Below are 25,431 nucleotides of genomic sequence, written 5' to 3'. Positions count from 1 at the left end.
GAGTGCAGGGCTTCCTCTTTTATTTGAAAAATAACGAGAGAATGTCATTATGATAATTGCTGTTTAAGCTTCTCAAGGAGTGACATCTGATGGCCCATCAAGTCGGCAATGGATGTCTGCATAGCTGGTGCCTGCGGCGTATACACCCACGCATCTTCTTTCATCTGCTGCATAACCTTATAGGTCGCTATGGCATCATCGAGCGCACGGTGTGATTGCGCCCTATCAGCCAATCCATATTTATCTAGAGCATACCATAATCCCGGCGTATCCTTGTGTCCATAATAGCCCTGATATGCTTTAGATAAATCCAGCCAATCTTCAAGCATGACAGAGAAGGGGAATTTGACACGGTGTTCACGGCAGTTGCGGCGCAGCGCCTTTACATCGAGGTCGCCCCATGTGACAAGTGTTGTCTCCTGTGGTATGTAGTGGGTGAGCAAGTTATCAATCATCTGCACAAATTGCATCCCCCCCATCACTTCCTCCTGTGTAATCCCGGTTAAGCTCCGGCATTTCTCACCAAGTTCGGGAAAAAACTTCGGTACGACAAGGGAAGAAAACGTATCCACAATGCTGTCTTTCTCGACAACGACAACACCTGCTTCGATCACTTCATGAAAAAATCCCTTTGGCGCTTCTTTCCGTTCAAATGTCGTAAATTCAAAATCAATAAAAATATATCGCTCGTTCATCCGTGCTCCTCGTTTCTCTTTTTCTTTTTCCAATCATTTTATTTTTAAAAGGCAAATCAGTCAATTATTGGCGGAATTGCTCATATGGTTAAAGTGGATATGGAAGGAGGAAGAGCTGCATGTTTCGGCTGCACGACTTTGTGTTTTTGGTTTGGTTTCTTTCTTTTTTTGCTGCCGGGTACGCGCAAGCTGATCAAGTGTCGGCACAGTATGGAGATACGATACATAAACCGGATGGAACGGTGACCGCCTATGTGTATAAGTGGACACACGATAACAGAATTCTCGCTACGATAAAAGGCCAAACGTATAGTATCCGCATGCAAGGAATTACGGTTGCAGCAGATCCGTCTGTGCGGCTTTACGTAAAAGAAAAGCTTGTCGGCCATGAGATTGAGCTTGAATATGATGAGCAGGCGCGGGATGTGGAAGGGAATATTACAGCATATGTATGGGTGGGTGAAGAAATGTTAAACCATCGGCTGCTTGTCGAGCGGTACGCAAAGGTTGACCTAGCTCCTGAACAGACGCGCTATCTTCCATTATTTACACAGGCACAAACGACCGCAAACTAAAAAACGAGGCTTGTCCAGAAAATCATATTTCAGCCGAAACCTTGATAAAAGGAAAAGCCAAGCATGTTGTCACATCAACATGCTTGGCTTTTTGTTTTGTGTGCATTTTTCTATTAAGCATACATTGCTTCGCGCTGCTTTTTAACCTCTTCACTCTTAAGATACTCATCGTATTCCATTTGTTTATCAATTAATCCGTTCGGCGTGATTTCGATGATCCGATTTGCTACTGTCTGTACGAATTGATGGTCATGTGAGGTGAAGAGCAGCGTACCATTAAAGTCAATCAATCCGTTGTTGAGTGCAGTAATGGATTCAAGATCCAAGTGGTTGGTCGGCTCATCAAAGAGCAGCACATTGGCACCGGATAGCATGGTACGGGACAGCATGCAGCGCACCTTCTCACCACCGGAGAGAACACTTGCTTTTTTAAGCGCCTCTTCACCGGAGAAGAGCATCCGGCCAAGGAATCCGCGTACGAACGTTTCATCCGGGTCCGTAGAGAACTGACGCAGCCAATCAACAAGAGTCAGATCGTTCCCTTCAAAGTAGGCGGCATTGTCCTTCGGGAAATAGGCTTGTGATGTGGTTACACCCCAACTGTATTCACCAGTATCTGCTTCAAGCTCGCCCATAAGAATCTGCATCAGCGTAGTTTTTGCGAGTTCATTTGTTCCAACCAGCGCGATTTTATCGCCTTTGTTAACAATGAAGTTGAGATGGTTAAGCACCAGTTCACCTTCGATTGTTTTGCTTATATCCTTAACGGCTAAGATGTCTTTGCCCGCTTCACGCTCCGGCTTGAAATTAATATACGGATAGCGGCGTGAAGAAGGGCGGATATCATCGAGCGTAATTTTATCGAGCTGTTTCTTACGGGAAGTCGCCTGTTTTGCTTTGGATGCATTGGAGCTAAAGCGGCGGATAAACGCTTCGAGTTCTTTAATTTTTTCTTCTTTTTTCTTGTTTGCGTCTTTCGCCAGCTTTAATGCAAGCTGACTGGATTCATACCAGAAGTCGTAGTTGCCGACATATAGCTGAATTTTGCCAAAGTCGATGTCGGCGATGTGCGTGCATACTTTATTTAAGAAATAACGGTCATGCGAGACCACGATGACAGTGTTTTCATAGTTGTATAGAAAATTCTCAAGCCATGCGATTGACTCAAGGTCCAAGTGGTTCGTCGGCTCATCAAGCAGAAGAATGTCCGGATTGCCAAACAGCGCCTGAGCAAGCAGTACACGTACCTTTTGGCTGCCATCTAGGTCATTCATTTTCTTATCATGCAAATCTGTCGGAATCCCAAGTCCGATCAGCAGCTCACCTGCTTCTGCTTCCGCCTGCCAGCCGTTAAGTTCAGCGAACTCACCCTCAAGTTCGGATGCTTTGATACCGTCTTCATCGGAGAAGTCAGGCTTAGCATAGAGTGCGTCTTTCTCTTCCATAATCTCATACAGGCGGCGATGACCCATAATGACAGTTTTTAGAACTTCGAATTCATCAAATTCGAAATGGTTCTGCTTCAGTACAGCCAAGCGCTCGCCCGGCGTAATGTTGACTTCGCCGTTGGTCGGCTCAATCTCGCCTGCAAGAATCTTAAGGAATGTTGATTTGCCTGCACCGTTCGCTCCGATTAAGCCGTAGCAATTACCAGGCGTGAATTTTATGTTTACATCGCTAAAAAGCGCACGGCTTCCGTAGCGCAGCGTTAACCCCGTTGTACTAATCATATCCGTTATCTACCATCCTTTTGTCGTTTTCTATCACTAATCATGCATTATAGCACACTTTCTTCTCCGATAGACCCCCCACAGCATTTTTCCCTTTGAGGGATACCAAAAAATAAAACACATTGAATTTTTTTGATGTCATTCGACAAAAATGTAAAGATGGCTGACATTGTTGAACAGAAGGAGGGGATATCTTATGGAAGATTCTCAAGACCGTCCCGGTGTACTTATTCCCATCCCAGAGCTTACCACTGATGAAGGAAGAACAAATCCGTTTCCCTGGTTTGCGGCTATGCGGGATAGGCAGCCGGCACGATATGATGAGGTACGGGGCTGCTGGGATCTATTCCGGTATGATGATGTAAAATTCGTGTTGAAAAACCCGAAGCTCTTCTCATCCGCGCGGCAGGGCAGCGGTCCCGTGCTGCTTGGAAGCATTATCAGTATGGACCCGCCGCGCCATACCGCTATGCGCAGCATTGTAAGCAAAGCGTTTACACCTAAAACAGTAGCTGATCTTACACCGCGCATTGCTTCAATTACACATGAATTGCTTGATGCGGTGACAGATAAAAAAGAAATGGATGTCGTGTATGATCTGGCTTATCCGCTTCCTGTAATTGTAATTGCCGAGCTGTTAGGGGTACCGGCACAAGATCGGCAGTTATTCAAGGACTGGTCGGATATGATTGTCAAAGGGCCGAAAGATACGAGTGAGGCAGCGTTTGCTGCACTGCTAGAAGAGAAATGGCGGGTACGCAGGGAACTGGATGCGTATTTTCTGGATGTCATCGGCAAAAGACGGACCATGCCGCAGGATGATCTGATTACGCGTCTGGTGGAAGCTGAATTGGACGGGGACAAGCTTACGGATGAAGAAGTGCTTGAGTTTTGCATTTTGCTGCTTGCAGCAGGCAATGAAACCACGACCAATCTGCTTACGAATGCGGTACGGCGCATGGTCGAACAGCCTGAACTGTTTGCGTTTCTCCGGCAGAGCGAGGAAAACGTAAAGCTGATGATTGAAGAGGTGCTGCGCTTCTATCCGCCAATTCTTGCAACCAATCGCATCGCCACAGAAGATACGCAAGTTGCAGGTCAGCAAATAAAAAAAGGGCAGCAGGTAAGCGTGTGGATCGGTTCTGCCAATCGTGATGCGTCGCATTTTACAGAACCGAACCGTTTTGTGGCGGATCGGAATCCGAATCCGCACATGGGCTTTGGGTTTGGTATTCACTTCTGCCTTGGCGCACCGCTTGCTCGTTTAGAGGCGCAGGTGGCGCTTGGTATTCTTCTGCAGCGCATTATACACATACAATTCATAAAAGAGCAGCCGTGGCATCCGATTCCCAGTCCATTTGTGTATGGCACAAAAGAGCTGCAAGTTCGCTTCGATACGTAATTTCAAGCCGTTCTTCGTGCGTGTGACGAGGAACGGCTTTTATTTTGTCCTTCTACAAGTTGCGCCGTAGTCCAATCCTGTCTCGCATATTATAATAGAAGAAATAAAAAGCTTGGCTTTGTAGGAGGAGGAGTGTCAGTATGACCGCAAAAACCGTAACTGATCACGCAGGACGCAGCGTGACGTATGAGTTTCCCCCGCAGCGTATGATTTCATTATGTCCCTCGCTGACAGACACACTTTTTGCACTGGGGCTTGGAGATCGAATAGTCGGCCGCACTCAATTCTGTATTCACCCTGCGGAACAAGTAGAGGGAGTGCGGAGGGTAGGCGGGACCAAACAAATCAAGCCGGACGTCATAGAGGAATTAGCCCCTACGCTGATTATTGCTGAAAAGGAAGAGAACCCGAAGGAAATGGTGGAGAGTTTAGCCGAAAACTATCCTGTTTATGTTGCCGATGTAGAATCTTACGAAGATGCGCTACGGATGATTGAGGATTTGGGGCGGATCACCGGAACGGAGCTGGCAGCGCAGGGGATGGTGCATGAGATTGAGACAGCCTTTGCTTCCCTGCGTCCGCTAGAGCCTTTGCGCGTTGCTTATTTTATCTGGCAGAAGCCGTACATGGTCGCTGGAAATCACACATACATTCATTCGCTGCTTATGAAATGTGGGTTAGTGAATGTATTTGCAGAAGCTGAAGGGCGGTATCCTGCTGTCACGGAGGAAGAAATACGCATAGCAAAGCCGGATGTCATCCTCTTATCTTCAGAACCGTTTCCGTTTCAAAAAGCACACCAGGATGCCTTTTGCGACATGTTTCCCGATAGCAAAACCATTTTGGTGGATGGAGAGATGTTTTCCTGGTATGGTGTCCATATGAAGGAAGCGGCGGCTTATTTTATTAAGCTGCTTTCGATGTTGGATACGAAATAAAAAAGATATAATATTCTGAAATATCTATCTGTATTGTTATTCTTCGTGTTATACTAAAAGAACAAGAATGTTTGATGGGAAAACTAAATAAAAATAAAACCATACAGCAGCATTCTTGTTCTCTCCTCTTGTTTTTCCCCTTATCCATGTAGGTCTATTATCGTGTAGCTTACAGGATATTAGACGTATCTCATCTCTGTCATCCTATTTACTTGGAATGATTTTTGAAATACAGGTTGTGTTGCGGCGCATGATGTCCTTCTTTATAGAGCAAAGGAGGGGTGATATGGAAAAATATCCATTTGCGTACAAAGAAACGCATCCGCATCTTGAAGCTGTATTCTACACATTTCTTCAGGAACATCATGATCAACTATCCCATCGCATCGTTGCCAGCTTTCTGAGTAATCCAGAGTACTATCGCTTATTTGTTGATGCTGTGTGTTTTCCCGCTCCCCACTATCATCGTCAATTGGATGAAGCCTTTAGACGGCACTTTAGTGAAATTCGATTGATTCACTACCTCACCAAGCTAATCACACACGCAGCACGTGATTTCTATCAAAAAGAGAGGAAGCGGCGTCTGCATTTGTCTTTATATGCAGTCTATAACCGGCATTCAGATCAAGAGAAAGAGGTTATAGAACTTGTTGTATGCAGTACAAAGCGCCTGCAAGATCACATCTCTCATCCTTCATTATATAAGGCGCTAAGCCACCTTCCAAAAAGACAGCTTACCATTTTAGAACTGCATTTCCTGTACCGTCTTACACACAAAGAAATTGGACAAGTTCTCGGTATCTCACAGCAATCCGTCTCCAAATCGTACAGCAAGGCGCTGACTTCCCTGCGCGTATTTTATAGAGAGGGTGAGTACATTGGATCCGGGCGAATGGATTAATCTGATTCGCAATGTCGGTTTTCCGATTGTTGTTACATTCTATTTGCTGCTGCGGCTTGAAAAAGGGTTTCAGCAACTCTCTGAAGATGTTCAGGATATGATGGATGAAATGCGGAAGAGGTGAAGAGATGGAGTCGCTATACGAATTGATACGACGGGCAAAAGAAAATGATCCAGAAGCGATTCGCTGCATCCTGCATATGTTTGAGCCGAAGATTAAAAAATCGAGCCAATTCCTTGCATCCTACCAGCGCGACGACATGGAGCAGGAGATAAAAATGGAGCTCATCAGAGCGCTGCACCGCTTTGACACAGGGACGACGCCAGGATTCTGGGCATTTATTGCAGACATAAAATACAGCAGTTAAAAAGAAGAAAAGGAGAGGATTATGTATGAGTATGATGCATTTGTTTCCTACCGTTATTGAAGAAGTGAAGGAGCAGGCAAATGAGATACCTGAAGGAATTGCGCTGATTCAAGCACCGGAAGAATGGGAGACGGCTTCGTACGGAGAGGGAGTCGTCATTGCCGTGCTTGATACCGGCTGTCAGACGGATCATCCTGATCTGGCTTGCAATATTGTCGGTGGCCGCAATTTTACAACCGATTATGGTGGAGATCGGGAATGTTATGCAGATAATCATTATCATGGCACACATGTAGCAGGTACAGTGGCTGCTGCCTATAACGGTCAAGGTGTAGTAGGAGCGGCACCGAAAGCGAACCTGTTGATTCTAAAAGTGCTGACGGGAGAGGGAAGCGGAGACTATCAATGGATTATTGATGCGATCGAGTATGCGCTTGCCTGGAGAGGACCGAGCGGAGAGCGTGTACGGATCATTACGATGTCGCTTGGTGGCCCGGACGATGCTCCCGCGCTGCATGAAGCGATTATCAAAGCTGTACAAAATCAGGTGTGTGTTGTCGTGGCTGCGGGAAATGAAGGCGATAGCAATCCCGATACACCAGAGTTATCGTACCCTGGTTCATACAATGAAGTCATACAGGTCGGGGCGGTTGATTTTGAAGGCAGATTGGCCCCGTTCTCTAATACAAATAATCAAGTGGATGTGGTTGCACCCGGCATGAAGGTGGTATCCACATATCCTGGAAGCAAATACGGGGTCTTATCCGGTACATCCATGGCGACCCCACATGTTGCAGGAGCGCTTGCACTCATTAGTAATCGCTGTGAGCAGGAATTTGGACGGCCCTTGACAGAGGGGGAGTTGTACGCACAGCTATGTAAACGAACCATTCCGCTGGGATACGGTGCACAGGCGGAAGGCAACGGGCTTCTTAATTTAGCGGCGAAGACACGGGTGTCGTCTGTATAAGTCATTGCTTATGTAAATAAGGGTTAATACGTGGCTGTTACTGGGGTGTTCAAATAAACACCTTGGTAACAGCCACGATTTATTTTACGATGAAGATAAATAGATTAACTATTGACAAAATTCAATTACAACTGTAATCTCTATATAAGATTACAGTTGTAATTGAAAGGGGGATAGCGATGAAGGAAATACCAAGAATATCGGATGCCGAGTGGGAAGTAATGAAGGAATTTTGGTCGGCCTCTCCCCGTTCTGCGAATGAAGTGATCGATGCTTTGAGTGCTCATCGTAATTGGAATGATAAAACCGTGAAATCTTTGATAAGCAGATTGGTCAAAAAAAAGGCGCTCGGTTATAACCAGAAGGGCCGAATGTATGAGTACTATCCTTTGGTGAGCAAAGAAGATTGTATAAAAGTAGAAAGTGAGTCGTTTATAGAGCGGGTTTTTGGTGGAGCCTTACAGCCTGCATTGGTTCATTTTATAAAGGAGAAAAAGCTGACGCCAAATGAAGTTGAAGAACTGAAGAACATTTTGGAGAAGGGAGATACGTAAGTTGAATACGATCTTCCTTTCTTTTTCAGAATTGTTTATATGGGTAGTAACGACTTCCATAATGGCGAGTGTAATCGTTCCATTTATTCTGCTCATTACATTAATATGTAAACATCGTCTGCATGCACAGTGGATGTATGCGCTATGGTTTGTGCTTATCCTGCGGCTGATCCTGCCCTGGACCCCTGAGAGTTCTGTGAGCATATATAATGTGTTTTCAGCGGAAAAGGGGGAAAACAGTCAGCTTCATACGCTGCAAAGCGTTCCTTTTAGTACAACGAATGAATCGCTTCCCATACACAAAGTAACCGATGTAAAGAAAATGATGGATGGGTTCAACAAACAGGATGGTATTGAAGCTGCATCACATGAGCAAAGAAAAAAGTCATTTGTTTTTACCGGTTTGTTTTTAATATGGATAACTGGTGTTGCGCTTACTGCACGCTCCGCTCTTCTTAGAAGCATAAGGTTTTTAAAAAAGGTGAACAAGGAGCCTGCCATCAGCGACGCAAGAATCATCCGTATTTTTGAAGAATGTAAAAAGAAGACAAATAGTAAAGCGAACATACCTTTAATTAAGACCTGTCAGGTTGCAAGTCCCGCACTTTATGGTTTTGTAAATTCAAAACTGTTACTCCCGGAAAAATGGATTGAAACACTGAGTGAAAATGAGCTGCGCTATGTCTTTTTGCACGAGCTGGTTCATTTCAAACGCAAAGATATAGGTATCAACTGGTTAATGAATTGTCTGCTTATGATTCATTGGTTTAATCCTATCTTATGGTATGCGTACTATCGCATGCGAGAGGATCAAGAAATAGCATGTGACGCGCTTGCCCTTTCCTATATCAATCCTCATGAAACAAAAGAGTATGGCTATACCATTATTAAACTCCTTGAGAACGCTTCCGATTCGCTATATTCTTCTTCCACAACAAGCTTTTCTAGAAGTACGTCTTACGTAAAAAGGAGGATTACTACGATTGCTATGTGTAAACGAAACACGTCTGTATGGTCTATTGTTGGTGTAATGATTTTTCTTTTGGTAGGGTGTACGACCTTAACGAATGCAACAACGAAGGAGGATGTTCATGCGGCAATGAAGGAGGATGTTGTTGCTGCATTTAAGGATGGAAGTGCTCAGCTGCTGAAGAGCGATCCGATCGTTTTGGAACATGATCTATCAGATGAACAGGATCGTAACATTATGCTTTCCTGGTGGCTTATGTATGTGGAAGCGAAGAAGGCGGGAATCGAAGCAAGCCCAGAGGACATCAAGCAGGCAAATCAATTTGTCGAACAGGAAAGGGAAAAGTTCAAAAATGATAAAGAAACAAGAAACAATCATAAAATTTGGATGGAAAAGTACCGGCTGCCTGAAAAGGAGTATTGGGAGCATGTAAGGAAGGTAAACCACTTCAACCTGGTAGTAAACGAGTATGTCAATCAAAAAATCGGTACGCCCGAGCAGATGGACGGAAGCGAATATAAAAAAGCATTCAATCAATTTATGGATCAAATATATATGAAATATAAAGAACAAGTAATCATCAATGAAGCGATCATCCATGGGGAATAGAAGACTTCTTCATATTTTATATCGAGATACATGGTATCATTTGTATAGTTTGTACTAGGATAAGAAAAAGGAAGGAGGAGTAGCGTGAAACGACTTGTATGGACAGTGGTTGGCATATGCATCATGAGTGTTCTTCTAGCGGGCTGCAGCGGGACGAAAGCGAAGGGGATGCCGCCAGAAGGAACCATGCGCATCACGCCGTCCAGTCTTTTTGAAGGGGAGACGAAGAAGCTTGAACCTCATCTCGGATTAATCGCAGGCGCCATCAAAGTCCAGTATCAGGGGACAAAAAATATGGTTGGCTCCAAGTATGAGATATGGGAGAGTGGCAAGCTGAAAAATTCAGGGAACATGATGGGTATAGGATTCGATAAGCAGAGGTTCACACAGGAATTCTCCGTATCGTTAAAGGAGGAGAAGGGAGAGCCTAGCCGTTATACGATGACGTCCGTATTTTCCGACCGCAACGGCTTCTCAAGCGCTGTCGTTAATATCGAAGAATATAAGGCAGCAGGCTGGGGACCACGAGCGCTGCAGGAGCCGATTGAAGTATCGGATGATAAGCAGCCCGCGGTCTGGGGTCTAATTAAAGGAAAAGGCAGTGAGTATATTCGGACCGACGAATCGATCGAAGAGATGGCCAAAGGTGCCGAGTGGGCGCTTGTCGTAAAAGTTTTTATGGAGAAGAAGGAATGAAGCCAGAGCCAATCCGATGTATGCTCTGGCTTGCTGAAAGAGCGTATGTATCGCTGAAAAAAACAGCTTATTTTGCGATGGTTGACGGAGCAGAGGAATACGTACGGAGGGGGGTGGAAGCCAGGATAACGGCCAACAAACTTCCTAAGGTTAAGTTACATACCATATTCGCCATGGAAGCGAGACCGGCGAGCGGCCCAAACGTGTCATTGGCAAGCACGGTGGCGAGTGCCGTATTGCAAATGCCTACTTCAAAGATCATTGAGCGGCACTCCGCATCGCTGCAGCGCAGCCACCTTGCATATACATAGCCCCCAAGCATTTGAAGAAGGATTTGCAGAATCACGCAGAAAAAGAGCGCGGGCAGAATGGCAGCATGCTCAAGCAAGGATGAGCTGGCATTCGATGCAATGCCGATAACGACTATGTACAGCGAAAGAGCAGATAATATGGAGGCATACGGCTTGATCGCTTCATGTGAACGCGGAAAAAAGTGCTGTACAACAATTCCAAGGAGTAAAGGCAGGAAAACAATTTTGATCATCTTCCATAAAAAAGGAAGGTAAGCAAACTGAACGCTTGTACCAATTAACCACTTTGCTAATAACGGGGTGAGCAGCGGGCCAATCATCGTATCGATGGCAGACATCGTAACGCTTAAGGCCAGGTCACCTCTTCCGATCAGCGAATTCAGGTTTGCCGATGTTCCACTTGGCACAATGCCGGCCATTACGACGCCGTAGAACAGCTCAGAGACGCCAAAGAAAAGCAGGCCGATCATGACCGAGACGGCAGGCCCGATCACCCATTTGCCAAGTGAGCCGAGCAGTGGGATTCTCGGGTTTTGCAATAGAATGCCGAGCCGACTGCGATCTAACGTAATTCCCATAATGAATAATACAAAGCCTAAAGCCGGGCTGGCCGCCAGATGCCAGCCGGCGAAAAGATCGGGAGAGAAAATGCCCCATGTCGCAAATACGATGATCCACAGGGGCATCAGGCGAGAAATCACCAGCGTTGCCATCCTCATTTCATATGTTCGCCTCCAATTATAGATGGTTTCCAAGTATTTTCCTTGATTTGACCTATTTTTGCAATGGGTATGACCGTATCTGTTCACTACACTGGAAGAGTATTTTAAAATAACATAAAAGAATTAAAATACTACGTATAAAAATAAAAAAACTACCAACACCATAAGTAAAAAACAACACGATCTGTCATAAGAGTTGTGTTGTTTTTATATCCATTCTTCAGCCCAACATTGTATCTGATCCATAACAGGCTTTAATGCTTTTCCTTTGTCTGTAAGCTCATACTCAATGCGCACCGGAGTTTCAGGATAGACATGGCGTACGACAATTTTCGCCTGCTCAAGCTCTTTACATCGTTCTGCCAGCATCCGGTCGCTCATGTTCGGAATCATTTCTTTCATTTCACTAAACCGCATAGGCCCATGGACAAGTGATTGGATAATGAGGCCTGTCCATCGTTTCCCAAGCAGTTCAAAGGCGGCTTCAAACCGTGGACAAAGCGTATGATCGTGTTTCATATTTTTCACCTCTATATATTTTACCACAGTTACTCTAAAAAGATTAGTTAAATAAAGGATTTGCTTTGATACGATCAGGGAACACGCTACAATAAATAATAAAAACATAAAGAGGTGAGTGCGTGATGGACGTACAAACGTATTTGAATCGTATACAATTTCCTTTGCTTGCCACAGAGATTCAACCCACGCTTTCTTGTGCCACGGAATTACAGAAACATCATCTACTGCATGTTCCTTTTGGTAATCTCGATGTAATGAATCGCGTTCCGATTGTCTTATCACTTGAGAGTCTGTATGAAAAAATTATCCTGCGGCATCGAGAAGGATTCTGCTATGAATGTAACGGGTTATTTTGCTGGCTTTTGCGCGAACTTGGCTTCTCAGCGCATCTGGTGGCCGCAACTGTTCATGCAGGCGATGGTAAATGGGGTATAAAGGGGAGTCATGCGACGATTCTTGTTCATTTTGATGAGCCGTATCTTGTAGATGTAGGGTTCGGTGATTCGGCTCGTGTACCGCTCCCGTTGACAGGAGAAGAAAGGGTAGATGTGAGCGGTACCTATCGTATTGTTCCTCATGAACAGCCTGGTATGTATGATTTAGAGAAGCGGGTGGATGGTGTGTGGGATATTAAAAACCGTTTTTCGACTACACCAAAAGAGTTGGCTGAATTTCATGAGGTATGTGAATATACACAAACCTCACCGGCCTCTCACTTTACCCAACGTCGCATTGTAACACAGGCGTTGGCAGACGGCAGGATCACGTTATCTACTAACGAAGTGACGATTACAAAAAAGGAGGAAAAAAGAAAATTTACAGTAGAAGAAGCAGAGATTCCAGCCTTCCTGCATAAGTCGTTCGGTATCACTTCCAAATATATATAAAAGAAAAATCTTATGTTTCACAGCGAATTTGAACAAGATAACGGGAGGAAGAAGGATAGCTAAGGAGGATTTCATGGGAAAATCGCGTCTTTTTCTCCCCGTTCTTGTTATATTCGTCGGTATATTCTGTACAGGGATGTCTACGTCTACATTTGAATTAATGAATGCAGATAGCTATGTTACAGTCATGATCAAAAGTACGCCCTCTTCAGCGCATATAACACGCCTTAGAGTAATTGTAGACAATGCACCGTCAGTTATCGCCCGCGCAAAAAAGGCTAAAATAAGCACGCTTCCTATAACCGACCGTTATCTTATTCTAGTACATAAAAAAAAGGAAGAGCAGTATGTTATGGATAAAGAAGGGGGATTATTTAATCCGCGCACTTCAGAACAGCTACTTATTCCTAATAAGTGGAAAAGAAAATTGAAGACTTATAGTGATATGGCAGCCGCTTCTCATTACGGAAAGCTTCTGCCATGGAATGAGATAAAAAGGAATATTCCTAATAAATCTGTATTCACCGTAATTGATTTGGAGACAGGATTGGAGTTTAAGGCGCAGCGAAGAGCCGGAAAATACCATGCCGACGTACAACCGCTTACGAAGGCTGATACAAAAATAATGAAACAAATATATAATGGCAAGTGGAGTTGGAAAAGAAAAGCGATTGTAGTCAAGAAGGATCACCACTACTATGCGGCATCCATGCAGGGGATGCCACATGGGGGGGATGGTATTCCCGATAACAGTTTCTCCGGGCATTTCTGCATCCATTTTCTCGACAGTATGACACACGGGTCACGCAATAAAGACCCGGAACATCATTTGATGATTTACAAAGCGGCAGGGAAGCTGGACACGTACTTTACTGCTGTAACGCCGTACGAGCTGGTTGACAGCTTTATCGGCGCGGTAAATACACAAGATCCATATATATTATCCCGATGTTTTTTTGATGTGCAAAACCCTAGTCTGCTTACCTTGCAGAAGGAAATGCCGAATATCCAGACATTTCGCCGTGTTGAAAAGTATAAAGAAAATATGGAACTGACACACATGCTACACGCTGAAATACCGGTAAAAATTCGGATGGAGCGCAAGGGAAAAGGAACAGAGATGGTAAAAATAACATTTCACGTTGGGCGAAATACTGAGCAGTCCCCCTGGAGAATCATCGATATAAAACAAGGGTCTGACCGTGATGCAGCAACAAAGTAGGAGCACTACTTTGTTGCTGCTAGCTATCGAGCATAAGTGTAAGCTTCTCAACATCATGGATAATGATTTTCTTTTTATCGATTCGGATCAGTTGCTGGTTTTGCAGATCCAGAAGGATTTTCGTTACGGTTTCTCTGACAGTTCCGGTCATATCAGCGATTTGCTGGTGGGTTAATTTCAAATCAATTAAGACGCCTTCTCTGTTCTTGCGCCCGTGATTTTCTATTAGCCGCAAGATCATTCTAACAATGCGTGTACGGGCGTCTAGAATGGTCAAATCGGTAATAAGTTCATTTGCCTTGCGCAGACGATCTAAGGCGGTTTCCAGTATTTTTATGAAGATGCCAGGACTTCGATTTAAGAGCGAAATAAAATCATACCGCTTCAATACATATAGAGTAGTTTTCTCCAGTGTTCTAGCTGAAGCTGAACGAACCCGCTCATTTTGTAATACAGCCATCTCCCCGAAGAAGTCTCCCTCTCTAAAGATGGCAAGAATAATTTCTCTTGCCTTATCATCACGATAAATTTTTACGACTCCAGATTTTATAATATAAAGCTCATCACCTTCCTCCTCCTCAAAGAACACATTCGCCCCTTTCTCATACGTTCGTGTAATAAATAGGGGAGCGATCTCCGCTAATTCAGTCTCTTTTAAGTGCTCAAAAAAAGGAAAGTAGCGTAAAAATTGAACATCAATCAAATACAATCTCCTCCGTGTACGTATTTTTACTCTTCTAACCTGTCACAACAAGAGCCAGCGCCAATGCGAGAAGATGAAATGTCTGATCAACAATAATCATCAACCACTTGCTGCTTGCATCCGTTACACGCATAATTCTTTTGTACCAGAAAGCTACCAGGGTACGACGATCCAATATGATATGAGAGATAAATATCAGTGCAATTCCCCACGTAGATAGTCCGTCAGGAAGCCATAAAAACGCGAACAATGCAACAACCATTGTATATACAAGGCAGTGGGCGAGTAGTGGAAGCCATCGTTCTGCCTTATATTTTGCCATCCATTCTGTTTGCAGCAGATAGTCACCTACCAAATGTGCAAGCAGCAATATGTCAAAAGCGCTGAAGTGATTCATTACTATAAAGACCCCCTTCCGTTTTCCATAACAGTTTCTTCTTACATAGTATAAATTTTATATTTTATTCATTCTGTAGTCTGCATTACATTCTTTTATTTCGTCTGTTGCTATATTGGTTAATGATGTGGGAAAGAGCACACGGATAGCTGACATATTCGAGATAAAGAATAGGTCTTCCTGCTGTGCCTAGCGGTTCACTGATAGTCATATTACCATAAATATGACTTTTGGCGGGGGATTAAGGGAGGTATTTACTATAAAATGTATGGTGATAAAGAGGTGTGCAGCATTGTTGTGCTAGAAGGGGGAGGCGACTTATGCGGGTTAGGCTAGGTCAAGTGATTGCCGTACTAACAGCGCTTGCGGTTCTTTTTATGTATAGAGGAACATTGGATTTTATTGATTTTTTCTTTCAAGATACATTTATGCAGCGTGAGAGTGGGACAGATAATCGAGTTGTGGTGATCGGCATTGATGATGAAAGTATCGAAAACATAGGGAAGTGGCCCTGGGATCGAAGAGTTCATGCCCAGCTAATTGATACGCTTACGCAGGGAAAACCTGCAGTCATTGCTTTTGATATTACCTTTCCGGTTCCGTCTGATGATCCAGAAGAAAATAAGGAGATGATCGACGCGGTAAAACGGGCAGGCAATGTAGTGCTGGCACGTTACGGAACATTTCATTCATCGGCAAAGCAGGGAAGCATTGAAGCGGTAGAGCTATCAGAACCGTTTTTGGAACTAAAGGAAGCGGCTACAGGGCTGGGCCATATCAATACTATTCCGGATGAAGATCAGGTCGTACGTAAATCTCTGTATACGTTCCATTATAAAGAGAAGCCGATTGAGAGTTTTTCTTGGATAATTTACAAAATATTTGAAAGAAATCAAAAGCATCAAGTGAATGCAGAGGATATTCCCCTGGATACGTTTAACCGCTTTCATATCCCTTATGCGGGAGGGCCGGGGCAATTCGAAGTGGTTCCGTACTCGTCCGTACTCAACGGGGAGGTACCCCCCGATTATTTTAAAGATCGCATCGTGCTGATCGGTCCCTATGCGGTAGGGCTGAAAGATGACTACCCTACTCCGTTGGACCATAAAACGAAAATGTATGGCGTAGAAATTCACGCCAATATTATACAGGTGTTGCTTGAGAAGAATTTCAAACAGGAATTGGATTGGAAATGGAACGCTGTGATATTGGTACTGGCTACACTTTTTGTCTATTATCTTTTCCGAAAAGTGCATCCGGGGATTTCTTTTATTGTTTTAGTAGCGATCATTAGTGGTCTTATTTTTGGCAGCACGTATTTGTATGGAAAAGGCATTATTATTTCAATCGGTTATCTTATTTCGCTTCTTATTACCAGCTATATCGTTGTCATTGGATTTAATTATATGAAAGAACTGCTGGAGAGACGCAGGGTTACAGATATTTTCGGCAGATATGTAGCACCGCAAGTTGTCAGCCAAATTCTAGAGAATGGTGAAGAAGGGCTGAGGCTTGGAGGTACTCGAAGAGAATTGACTGTGTTGTTTGTGGACATTAGGGGATTTACACCGCTATCTGAACAGGCGGAGCCGGAAGAAATCGTTGAGATACTTAATGAGTACCTTGATTTAACCGCTACATGTATTTTTCGCTACGGCGGAACATTAGATAAATTTATCGGCGATGCGACCATGGCAATTTTTAATGCGCCGCTGTTGCTAGAAGATCATCAGATGAGAGCCGTGCAAGCGGCATGGGCGATGAAAGAGGGCGCTGTTGCATTAGAGAAGAAGCTGATGGAGCGCTTCGGTCGCAGCGTGACGTTTGGAATCGGTATCCATACAGGCCCGGCCGTATTCGGCAATATCGGTTCAAAGACGAGGATGGATTATACAGCGATTGGAGATACGGTCAATACGACCGCACGCCTTGAAAGCAACGCAAAGCCAGGACAGATCATCATAAGTGAAGCGGTATACGAGTCGGTTAAAGAGCAGATTATGGCCGCACCCTTAGGAGAGATCAAGGTAAAAGGAAAGGAACAAGGCATACGCATATACGAATTGGAGGGGCTTACGTGAAAACGGTAAAATCATTTCTATCTTTGCTGCTTATTATGGCTGTCATTATACCCGGATTTGCTCAAGCCAAGGATACGCAAAAGGTAGGGAAAATTACTGCTGTTTCAGGCAGTGTAGAAGTGAAGAAAAGCGGTGGGAAAAAGCCAATCAAAGCGTTTAGAAATATGGCGATTGCTCAGGGAGATATGATCATTACAGGTCCAAAAAGCAAGGTGAATATGGAGTTGGACAGTAGTAAAGAAGTAATTATTGGTCCGAATACGAAGCTCATCATCAGTCAGCTTGTACAAAGCGCGAGAGCGATGGGCGGCAAGACGAGTATGAGTCTGCTCGGTGGAAGTGTAATGGTTAAGGTAAAGAAAAAATTGACCGGAGATTCCCGCTTCGAAATTAAAACCCCGACCGCAATCATGGGAGTCATGGGGACGGAATTCGTTGTCAAGTATGAGCAAAATACTAGTTTTGTCGGTGTGATTGAAGGGACGGTTGCAGTAAGAAAGCCTAATGGAACACCGGGACCGAGCGTTCATGCCAATGAGCAGGCGCATCTTACTCCATCAGGTGGGGGCGTCCCGGAAGCGCTGAATGTAGATGATCTGCCTCTCTTTGCGCTAGATGAGTACGCAGAAGAGGTAGAGCAGATGTTGAAGACGAATCCGACTCCTGTTTTGCAGGCGCTAAAGGAGCGGATTGACAAGGCGCGGAAGGAAAAGCAGCAGGCACAAGATAATGAGCAGCAAAATGAAGAGAGGGCAGAATCGCCGACGATTATTCATGAAGGAACGGCTCCATCCAGAGATCAATCAGGCGGCGGTTCGGATGGCGGTGGAGGCAGTCCGAGCCCTGTAGTTAAGCCGACTATCGTATCTCAGGGCATGTACCACCCGGATCCGGTTGAGAGGGAAGATCTGAATATGGAAGTAGCACTTGCAGGTGATTCACTAACAGAAGTATTTTATGCCAGCGGTGAGCGAGTGATGCAGCAGGGAACCGATTACCGACTGGAGAGCGGATCGCAATCCGGACAGCAGACGATTGTGCTGCATAGCGATTTCCTGCAGGGTGAAGTTGGCGTCAGAGATTCTTTCGAGGTGAAACTTACATTTGCTTCAGGGTATACGCTGCTTGTAACGCTTAAGGCCAGAGAAGTGAAGCGTCCTGAACTTGCTAGAGATGAGTTTATGAATAATAAACATTTGTATGTAGTAAATAACAAAACATTTATCCTTCCATTTACAACGAACATTGCACAGGCGATGCCGGACGAACCGAATGAACCGCCAGCACTCCAACAAGGTGTGGAAATAAGGGAAAATATGGGTCCTAACACTTGGTCTGTAGATCGTCTTACTATTGACAATAACAAATTAAAAATTGAGCTAAGCGAAGCGATCCCGATTGATTCCCTCATAGACATTAGCATTTTCCCCGGTACTTTGAAAAATAAGGACACGGGCGATGTACAAGAAGAAGAACAAACAATTATGGAATTCCGTGTAGAACCGTTCGCTACACCTGATGTTATTGAAGTTAATCCGCCTGTTTCTCAAGAGGTTAGTGTGAGCATCACAAGCTTTGGCCTGCCATTAGGACATTTAGAACTTTCTAATGATAACGTATCCGGGGAAACATATAGGCTGACAAATGGAGTGGATTATGAGGTTAGAGGCAGCACAGCAGATTCCATTCAAATAGCGCTAAAACCAGGATTCTTTGGAAACATAACAGAGTATAGCCCCTATACTCTAACAATATCTCTAGGTACTCCAGAACAATATCAAATTCGTATCTCTCTTTTTAGAAAGCCAGGAAACTAGAATATACGCCTACGGAGGGAATATAGCATGAAAATAAAACATGTGATATGCGGAACGGCGCTCGTCCTAGCCTTGACGGCGCCCACCGTATACGCCGCAGCTCCGATCGAACAGCTTGTGCCTGCCGCCTCTCATAGCGCAAGCACCGATACGGTTCACGAACTGAATCAGCCGTGGGGCTTGCTTGTAAGTCCAGATGGTCTCATAATTGTCGATTCTGCCAATCAAAAAATTCGCCGACTGGCAGATGGGAAGCTAGTGACAGCAGCGGGAGCAGATCGGCCATCGGATGCGTACGGACAGCCCAAGGGCGGCTATGCGGATGGCGATACAGGCAAAGCCGTGTTCAACAATCCGTCCTTTGCCGTAATGGACACCAAAGGGAATCTGTACATCAGCGATACGGATAACCATACCATTCGTAAAATTACGAGCGGCAAAGTCTATACATTTGCGGGGACAGGAAAGCCAGGCTACACGGATGGAAAGGGAAGGGAAGCACAATTCCATAGCCCGACCGGTCTTGCGATCGATCCCGATAACAACCTGTATGTTGCCGACACACTAAATCATGTAATTCGTAAAATTACGCCAGAAGGTATCGTAACAACCGTTGCCGGACGTCGGGGAGAGAGTGGCGGCTATGCGGATGGAGGTGCTTTAGAAGCGCGTTTTAATGAACCGATCGGTCTTACATTTGATAACAACAAAGGCCTGTATGTCTCCGATAGCGGCAACCATCTGATCCGCTTTATCTCCTCCGACAACAAAGTCAATACGTTTGCAGGCAAACCGACTTCAGTGAATCAGGATACAGGCTATATGGCCGGTGGTTACAAAAACGGGGAGCGACGAGAAGCAAGCTTCAATCGACCTGTAGGACTTGTATATACGGATGGTGTTTTATTTGTCGCAGATAGTCTGAATCACAGAATACGTGCTGTTCAAGCGGACGGTAAGGTCGTGACGATTGCAGGACAGCGTGCACCGGGGGATGCAGCAGGTCCGACTGAAAGTGGACAATTTAATCAACCGGTTGCGCTCGCTTATAAAGAAGGAAAACTATATGTTTCGGATTCGTTGAATAACAAGGTGAAGATGATACCCGTTCAGCCGCAGCGGCTAGAGCCCATTCGAAGTGAAGAGGATCTTCTTGCTGGTACCGTACTTTTACCAGCCAGCCAGGAGGTTCAGGTCTGGTTTGACGGTAAGCTTATCAATTTTAACTCTCTCATAAAACCGTATAAGAAGGAGAACAAGACCTATCTTCCGATCAGGCCATTGTTTGAACAATGGGGGGCAAAAGTAGAATGGCTGCCTGCAACAAAGGAAGTACAGCTAAAAAAAGGGGCGTGGAGTGTAACTGTCATTCGTCCGGATAATGCTCAAGTAGTACTAAAAGACGGGATTACATATGCCGAAGCGGGTTACTTGCAGAATGCCCTGTCGTTTTTACTTGCGGAGGATGAGGAGTATAACGCAGTCGTGATTGAAAGCGGACAATAAAAAGCAAGCAGGCACTCTGATAGGAAGGTGGATATGGAGCAAGTAGAAAAGGAGCATATGTATTTGCACAGTCAGGCTTTACGCACATTCTTGGCGATGGATTCCCCGTCTTCTACATTGACAGAAAATGAAGCGGCCGTACTTCTTGAACGAATGACTCGTATAGAATATCAAGCCAACGAAACAATTTTTTCCGAGGGAGAGCATGGGGAATACTTCTATCTTATTGATCAAGGCTGTGTAGATGTCATTAAGGAAAGTGAAAGTAACAAGGTGGTGAACCGTCTGTCCGAAGGTGATTATTTCGGCGAGCTGGCGTTGTTTACAAACAAACCTCGTGCAGCAACGGTTAAGGCGCGTATTCCCACGGTTTTATTTCGGATGCATAAACGGGAATTTGACGAGTTGACCCAGTTGTTTCCCGAAGTTTTTGGTGCGCTGTTCAAAAAGCTGTATGATCGCTTAAAGCTTGCGTACGATGATTTGGACGCCAAAAATGAGGAGCTGAGGGCAGCTTTTCAAGTGCGTGTGGAGCTAGGATTCATCTTCATCATCACCGTTGTGATTGTCAGCCTGTATGCATTTGTGATTCGGCTGGCAGGCAGTCAAGCGGAGATAATGACGTATATCATCTCACGCGGTGTTGAATTGCTTGTGTTATGCGCGATTATCGGAATTATTTATCAAAGCAGTCAGTCTTTATCAAGCTTTGGTGTTACATGGAAAGGCGGCAAGCGTGCGCTTGGAGAAGGGCTGTGGATCGCTGTCTTATGCATGGTCGTTTTGTTAGTCGGAAAATGGTTGTTGCTTCAGTCCGGTATAAATATGTACGGTTCAGAATTAATTTCATTTCAATTATTTGATTGGACATATCTAACGTATGTGGTTGTCGCCCCTCTACAGGAATTTATCGCCCGAGGTGTTATGCAGAGTTCCATTGCCCGGCTCTTGGTGGGCCGCTTTCGCTCTTTTGTTGCCATTCTTGTGACTTCGCTTATTTTCGGTGCACTGCACCTTCATTCCTCGCTTGATTTAGGAGTAGCGGCTCTCGTTACAAGCTGGCTTTGGGGATGGATGTACACGCGCCATCAGAACCTAATAGGCGTTAGCGTATCCCACTTTTTTATCGGTAATTGGGCTGGGTTGCTTGGATTCTGGGCGAATATATAACTAGTACTCGTGCTAGCATGTTGGTGCGAATAATAAGGGAGGATGCTAGTATCTTTGGATAAGCTGACGTTTTTAGAGATACCGCTTTTTGAAGATTTAGATAGAGTGCATAAAGCGATGCTGCTGCCAGAGTTTACCCAGCAGCAGTTCCGCAAAGGGGATGTTTTGTTCGAAGAAGGGGAGCTTGGTGACTGCTTGTATATTATTATGCAGGGGGTCGTGCGGATTTTTCTTCCCGAAGAAGAGAATGAACGGACGCTGGCACTGCTACATGAGAAGGAATATTTCGGGGAGATGTCCCTACTGACAGGCGATCCCCGTTCTGCCTCGGCAAGGGCGGAAGAAGATGTCGTCGTCCTGCGCTTAAACAAAGAACAGTTTGACCGTTTGTTGTTGCAGCATAATACATTAGCAGTTCAATTTGCGGGAATATTGGCACGAAGGCTTGCTTTGGTAAACCAGAAAAAAGAAACTGCGTCGACTCAAGAAGAGGTGAGTTTGAGCCGACCGCCTATGCCCTCCCATAGTGAGGGAAGATTGCAGGATACCGGTGTAAAGCGAAAAGGGATGGAAAAGCCAGAAGCAGCACAAATTCATGCGCATACATGGGGATATGCTGTACTGGTTTTACTGGGGGGCAGTATATTATTTTGGGGATTGTCGCAGCTTTCTGTTTCGTTTACTTTAGCCGCTATGTTCTCTATTTTATGTACCGGTTTTCTACTCGTATCCTTTCGGCTTACTTCGTTAGCGGTGACAGCTACGGCGATGACTGTGCTTACCGTTGTTTTTCAAGTTGCTACGCTTGAGCAGGTGCTTTCTGCTTTTGTGGAGGAGCCGCTCATTATCGCATTTGCTTTGGCATTCATTGCCCAGATGATCGTAGGAACAGGGATTTTGCAGCGCATGCTGTTCATGCTGGCGATTCGAATCCCGGAGCATTGGCGTACATACGGGATATTGCTGCGCATAACAGGAATTGTCGCTGCTCTGCTGGTTCCTTCTGCAAGCCTACGAGCGAGCACAGCGATGCCTATATTTGCTAAGAAAAGGGATATCTCAGCGCTTCAGGCGTATGCATTTTTATTTATTACTTCATCTGTTCTCTGCTGGTTTGCACTTGCGCTTTTGCCTAAGAGCCAGCGTAGTGACATCGGCTTTGGGGATTGGCTGCTGGCAGCGCTGCCCATGGCGCTAATTATGGGAATTATTTATCTTATTGTCGGTATCGTAAACAAAAACAAAGAGGCAATCAATCTGGATCGTAGCATGATTCAAGTTCAGTTGCGTGTGATGGGAACGTGGTCTTTGCAGGAGAAAATTGCGGGTCTTGTTATGGGGCTTATGGTAGCTGGCTTAATTTTTGCCCCACGCTTTGGTGTTCAGATGCTGTGGATTGTCGTTGCTGCATTTTTTATATTAACCATTTTTATTGGTTTGCATAAAGAAACAACCCGCAAGATTCCTTACGCTGACTTTGCGGCATTCGGTCTGCTTGTTGGTCTTGCCCATGTTATGGCTAACATTGGCTTGATGGGAAGGGGCAGTTGGCTCATGATAGCGGATGTCCCGCCTTTTGGTACGCTTCTCTTTTTATTTTTGTTTATTGTATTGCTGCGTCTTATAAGCCCTTCCATGTTAGCGATGATGGGAGGCATGGTTCTATTTGGTCCTTGGGCGATGGGGTCAGGCATTCATCCTGTCCTGATTGCTCTTGTTGTTGCATTGGCAGGAATGATTGGGGAGGATTACGAATATGCGGGGAAAACAAAAAAGGTTGCGTATGCAAAACGTACCGCCATTGTTCTCCTTTCTCTGATCACGGTCATTCCGATATGGCAGGAAATGCAATTGATTCCCGGAGCGAAGCCCTCTCCTGCTGCCAAACCTGTATCTGCCCTCCAGTCCTACGCAGTAGGAGATGTGTATCTGCCGTTAGATACCACAATGTCTGAATCGATGCGTCGAGGGATGCAGCTAGCGGAACGCCAAGCGTCTCGTGCCGAACTGCGTCTTCGGTATATTGAATCAGATAAAAAGCCTGCCTTATACGCACAACCACCTTCTTTTATTGTAGCGGCTTCTTTCGTGTCGGAGGTTTTGCCTGAGGATACGCCTGTACTTATGATTGATGGGGAACAGACAAAGGGAACGGGGCATCGATATGCATTGCAGCTCTCACCTGAGGCGTATGCACACGCTGCGTCTTCATTGCTTGCTAAGCAAACGTATCGTCATATTTCCATTTATTATGCCGACAGTGAGGAAGGAAGACGATTCGCTAGTGCACTGGAGAGGTCGGCGGAACAGCAGGGAATTACTGTCACAGATCGAATTGCAGGAACACATTCGCGCCTGTTGATAGGACAGACACTGGAGAAGTGGGTGCGTTTTGGCACACAGCTCTGTGTCGTGTTTGATCCTGATGGGTCCCTTGCCAAAACAGTGCTGCAGGAGAACGGCTCTGCTGTGCCTTCGCTCCCTCTGCTGTATATCTCCGGTGAAAAAGTAACCGAGGAAAATATGAATGCCTCTATACATTGGTTGACAGATTTCGACGCTGCTTCAGAGAGGAAACAGACCCGACAATTTGTAGCACAATATAAGGAGGTATATGGTGAAATACCAGATCGGATGGCTGCGTTCGGGTACGATGCCGTGATGCTGATGCAGGAAGCGACGCATGTGGCAGGAACATCGGAGCCTAAAGCGCTCGCTCAAGCATTACATGATATAGGGCGATGGGAAGGAGCGGTACGGACGTATACGCTTACTGATAATAACGTGCAGCAGACAAAAGAAGAGAGGGGAGCGGACAATGAATCCAAATCTATACCGTAAAGCAGCGATGGAGCGCATGTCCTCTCCCGAAAAGCTGGATATCTTAATGACGGTGGCGCGTCCTCGTCATTGGATTGTCCTGCTTGCGATACTTGGTCTGCTTCTTTCTTTTTTTGTTTGGGCGATTTTTAGTGCGATTCCTGTACAAAAAACGGGAACAGGTGTCTTCGCTATACACGGAGAGACAGTGCCGGTCACTGCTGCCATAGCCGGTCAAATAACAGATATAAGCGTACGGCCTGGTGATCGGGTAGCGCGCGGCGATGTAATCGCTCGTGTGTATAATCCTGCTTGGACGTCTGAGGGAGCGAGCACTTCTAAGCGATTGTTAGAGCAGTCTCGTATCGTAAGCTTGCAGAATGGCAGCGTCGTCCAGGTTCATGCGATATCAGGTCAATGGCTCCAGGCGGGAGATGTGGTGCTCACATTAGAAGCGATACGCGCAGAAGAAGGCGCAGAGGCGGTGATTTATGTGCCGGTACAGGACGGTAAGGATATTGCCGTTGGCATGGAAGCTAGGGTATGGCCCAATCAGGATCGAGGATTCGAAAACGGGGCAATCCTTGCAAGAGTCTCCGCGGTCTCAACGGTTCCGGCGTCACTTGAACGCATGGAACGAGCGACTGGAAGCCGTGAAATTGCTGCCAAATTCGCAGAGATAGGTCCTGTTGTGGAAATTAGAGTGGCTTTGCAGGCTGATAGAAAGCATTCGACCGGATTTAGCTGGACGGCTCCGCGTGCGTCTTCAGGCTTTCAGGCACAAACGGGAATGATTTGCGCAGTTGATTTCATTGTGGGTAAAAGCCGCCCGATTGATTGGATCTTTTAAGCATAGGGGTGAGAG

24 protein-coding genes are annotated in these 25,431 nt (G+C 45.3%); 18 read left to right on the top strand and 6 right to left on the bottom strand.

Annotated features, from left to right (window positions below; translation table 11 throughout):
* Nucleotides 1-47: 47 nt before the first annotated feature.
* The gene (kapD, locus tag AB3351_RS06125) at nucleotides 48-695 is read right to left on the bottom strand and encodes a 3'-5' exonuclease KapD (RefSeq protein WP_371146225.1); all 648 of its coding nucleotides are present in this window, start codon (nucleotides 693-695) and stop codon (nucleotides 48-50) included.
* Between the two features lie 119 nt (nucleotides 696-814).
* On the opposite strand from kapD, the gene AB3351_RS06120 reads away from it, so the two are divergent.
* On the top strand, nucleotides 815-1,270 hold the full coding sequence (locus AB3351_RS06120; RefSeq protein ID WP_371146224.1) for a thermonuclease family protein: 456 nt from the start codon (nucleotides 815-817) through the stop codon (nucleotides 1,268-1,270).
* Nucleotides 1,271-1,383: 113 nt separating this feature from the next.
* On the opposite strand, the gene AB3351_RS06115 is transcribed toward AB3351_RS06120, so the two are convergent.
* Nucleotides 1,384-3,000, bottom strand: coding sequence for an ABC-F family ATP-binding cassette domain-containing protein (locus AB3351_RS06115; protein ID WP_371146223.1), 1,617 nt, complete (start codon nucleotides 2,998-3,000; stop codon nucleotides 1,384-1,386).
* A gap of 196 nt (nucleotides 3,001-3,196) precedes the next feature.
* Between AB3351_RS06115 and AB3351_RS06110 the strand changes: the two genes are divergently transcribed.
* The 9 genes from AB3351_RS06110 (at nucleotide 3,197) to AB3351_RS06070 (ending at nucleotide 10,408) form a co-directional block, all read left to right on the top strand.
* Entirely contained in the window at nucleotides 3,197-4,402 is a 1,206-nt protein-coding gene (locus tag AB3351_RS06110; protein ID WP_371146222.1) for a cytochrome P450, read from the top strand.
* A gap of 140 nt (nucleotides 4,403-4,542) precedes the next feature.
* Nucleotides 4,543-5,340 (top strand): helical backbone metal receptor, encoded by a 798-nt coding sequence (locus AB3351_RS06105; protein ID WP_371146221.1) that lies wholly within the window; start codon nucleotides 4,543-4,545, stop codon nucleotides 5,338-5,340.
* Between the two features lie 286 nt (nucleotides 5,341-5,626).
* Entirely contained in the window at nucleotides 5,627-6,241 is a 615-nt protein-coding gene (locus AB3351_RS06100) for a sigma-70 family RNA polymerase sigma factor (RefSeq protein ID WP_371146220.1), read from the top strand.
* On the top strand, nucleotides 6,219-6,365 hold the full coding sequence (locus AB3351_RS06095) for a YvrJ family protein (RefSeq protein ID WP_373270228.1): 147 nt from the start codon (nucleotides 6,219-6,221) through the stop codon (nucleotides 6,363-6,365). The genes AB3351_RS06100 and AB3351_RS06095 overlap by 23 nt, the downstream gene beginning before the upstream one ends.
* A 4-nt stretch (nucleotides 6,366-6,369) precedes the next feature.
* Nucleotides 6,370-6,609: a helix-turn-helix domain-containing protein gene (locus tag AB3351_RS06090; protein WP_371146218.1), complete on the top strand. Its 240-nt coding sequence runs from the start codon at nucleotides 6,370-6,372 to the stop codon at nucleotides 6,607-6,609.
* Nucleotides 6,610-6,634: 25 nt separating this feature from the next.
* Complete coding sequence (locus tag AB3351_RS06085) at nucleotides 6,635-7,579, top strand: S8 family peptidase (RefSeq protein WP_371146217.1); 945 nt, start codon at nucleotides 6,635-6,637, stop codon at nucleotides 7,577-7,579.
* A 179-nt stretch (nucleotides 7,580-7,758) separates the two neighbouring features.
* Entirely contained in the window at nucleotides 7,759-8,133 is a 375-nt protein-coding gene (locus AB3351_RS06080; protein WP_371146216.1) for a BlaI/MecI/CopY family transcriptional regulator, read from the top strand.
* 1 nt (nucleotide 8,134) lies between these two features.
* Entirely contained in the window at nucleotides 8,135-9,712 is a 1,578-nt protein-coding gene (locus tag AB3351_RS06075) for a M56 family metallopeptidase (protein ID WP_371146215.1), read from the top strand.
* A gap of 84 nt (nucleotides 9,713-9,796) precedes the next feature.
* Nucleotides 9,797-10,408, top strand: coding sequence for a hypothetical protein (locus AB3351_RS06070; RefSeq protein ID WP_371146214.1), 612 nt, complete (start codon nucleotides 9,797-9,799; stop codon nucleotides 10,406-10,408).
* Between the two features lie 67 nt (nucleotides 10,409-10,475).
* On the opposite strand, the gene AB3351_RS06065 is transcribed toward AB3351_RS06070, so the two are convergent.
* A complete protein-coding gene (locus AB3351_RS06065; protein ID WP_371146213.1) occupies nucleotides 10,476-11,438 on the bottom strand; it encodes a bile acid:sodium symporter family protein in 963 nt (320 codons plus the stop codon).
* Nucleotides 11,439-11,648: 210 nt separating this feature from the next.
* Nucleotides 11,649-11,960: a winged helix-turn-helix transcriptional regulator gene (locus tag AB3351_RS06060; protein WP_371146212.1), complete on the bottom strand. Its 312-nt coding sequence runs from the start codon at nucleotides 11,958-11,960 to the stop codon at nucleotides 11,649-11,651.
* 125 nt (nucleotides 11,961-12,085) lie between these two features.
* Here AB3351_RS06060 and AB3351_RS06055 point away from each other — a divergent pair, with 125 nt between their 5' ends.
* A complete protein-coding gene (locus AB3351_RS06055; RefSeq protein ID WP_371146281.1) occupies nucleotides 12,086-12,850 on the top strand; it encodes an arylamine N-acetyltransferase family protein in 765 nt (254 codons plus the stop codon).
* Nucleotides 12,851-12,923: 73 nt separating this feature from the next.
* The gene (locus AB3351_RS06050; protein WP_371146211.1) at nucleotides 12,924-14,072 is read left to right on the top strand and encodes a hypothetical protein; all 1,149 of its coding nucleotides are present in this window, start codon (nucleotides 12,924-12,926) and stop codon (nucleotides 14,070-14,072) included.
* Between the two features lie 19 nt (nucleotides 14,073-14,091).
* On the opposite strand, the gene AB3351_RS06045 is transcribed toward AB3351_RS06050, so the two are convergent.
* Together AB3351_RS06045 and AB3351_RS06040 are read right to left on the bottom strand one after the other, a co-directional pair.
* Entirely contained in the window at nucleotides 14,092-14,775 is a 684-nt protein-coding gene (locus tag AB3351_RS06045) for a Crp/Fnr family transcriptional regulator (RefSeq protein ID WP_371146210.1), read from the bottom strand.
* A gap of 34 nt (nucleotides 14,776-14,809) precedes the next feature.
* Entirely contained in the window at nucleotides 14,810-15,172 is a 363-nt protein-coding gene (locus AB3351_RS06040; protein ID WP_371146209.1) for a DUF3307 domain-containing protein, read from the bottom strand.
* A gap of 320 nt (nucleotides 15,173-15,492) precedes the next feature.
* Here AB3351_RS06040 and AB3351_RS06035 point away from each other — a divergent pair, with 320 nt between their 5' ends.
* The 6 genes from AB3351_RS06035 to AB3351_RS06010 are packed head-to-tail and all read left to right on the top strand — an operon-like array spanning nucleotide 15,493 to nucleotide 25,416.
* Nucleotides 15,493-17,253, top strand: coding sequence for a CHASE2 domain-containing protein (locus AB3351_RS06035; RefSeq protein ID WP_371146208.1), 1,761 nt, complete (start codon nucleotides 15,493-15,495; stop codon nucleotides 17,251-17,253).
* On the top strand, nucleotides 17,250-19,070 hold the full coding sequence (locus AB3351_RS06030; RefSeq protein ID WP_371146207.1) for a FecR family protein: 1,821 nt from the start codon (nucleotides 17,250-17,252) through the stop codon (nucleotides 19,068-19,070). Before AB3351_RS06035 ends, AB3351_RS06030 begins: the two co-directional genes overlap by 4 nt.
* Before the next feature lie 27 nt (nucleotides 19,071-19,097).
* A complete protein-coding gene (locus AB3351_RS06025) occupies nucleotides 19,098-20,576 on the top strand; it encodes an NHL domain-containing protein (protein ID WP_371146206.1) in 1,479 nt (492 codons plus the stop codon).
* A gap of 33 nt (nucleotides 20,577-20,609) precedes the next feature.
* Nucleotides 20,610-21,746, top strand: coding sequence for a cyclic nucleotide-binding domain-containing protein (locus AB3351_RS06020; RefSeq protein WP_371146205.1), 1,137 nt, complete (start codon nucleotides 20,610-20,612; stop codon nucleotides 21,744-21,746).
* Between the two features lie 42 nt (nucleotides 21,747-21,788).
* Nucleotides 21,789-24,587, top strand: a complete 2,799-nt coding sequence (locus tag AB3351_RS06015; RefSeq protein ID WP_371146204.1) for a cyclic nucleotide-binding domain-containing protein — start codon at nucleotides 21,789-21,791, stop codon at nucleotides 24,585-24,587.
* Nucleotides 24,565-25,416: a biotin/lipoyl-binding protein gene (locus AB3351_RS06010; protein ID WP_371146203.1), complete on the top strand. Its 852-nt coding sequence runs from the start codon at nucleotides 24,565-24,567 to the stop codon at nucleotides 25,414-25,416. The genes AB3351_RS06015 and AB3351_RS06010 overlap by 23 nt, the downstream gene beginning before the upstream one ends.
* Nucleotides 25,417-25,431 lie beyond the last annotated feature (15 nt).

This window comes from Aneurinibacillus sp. REN35, assembly GCF_041379945.2.
Classification (GTDB): domain Bacteria; phylum Bacillota; class Bacilli; order Aneurinibacillales; family Aneurinibacillaceae; genus Aneurinibacillus.
This window is presented reverse-complemented; position numbering and strand designations above follow the sequence as displayed.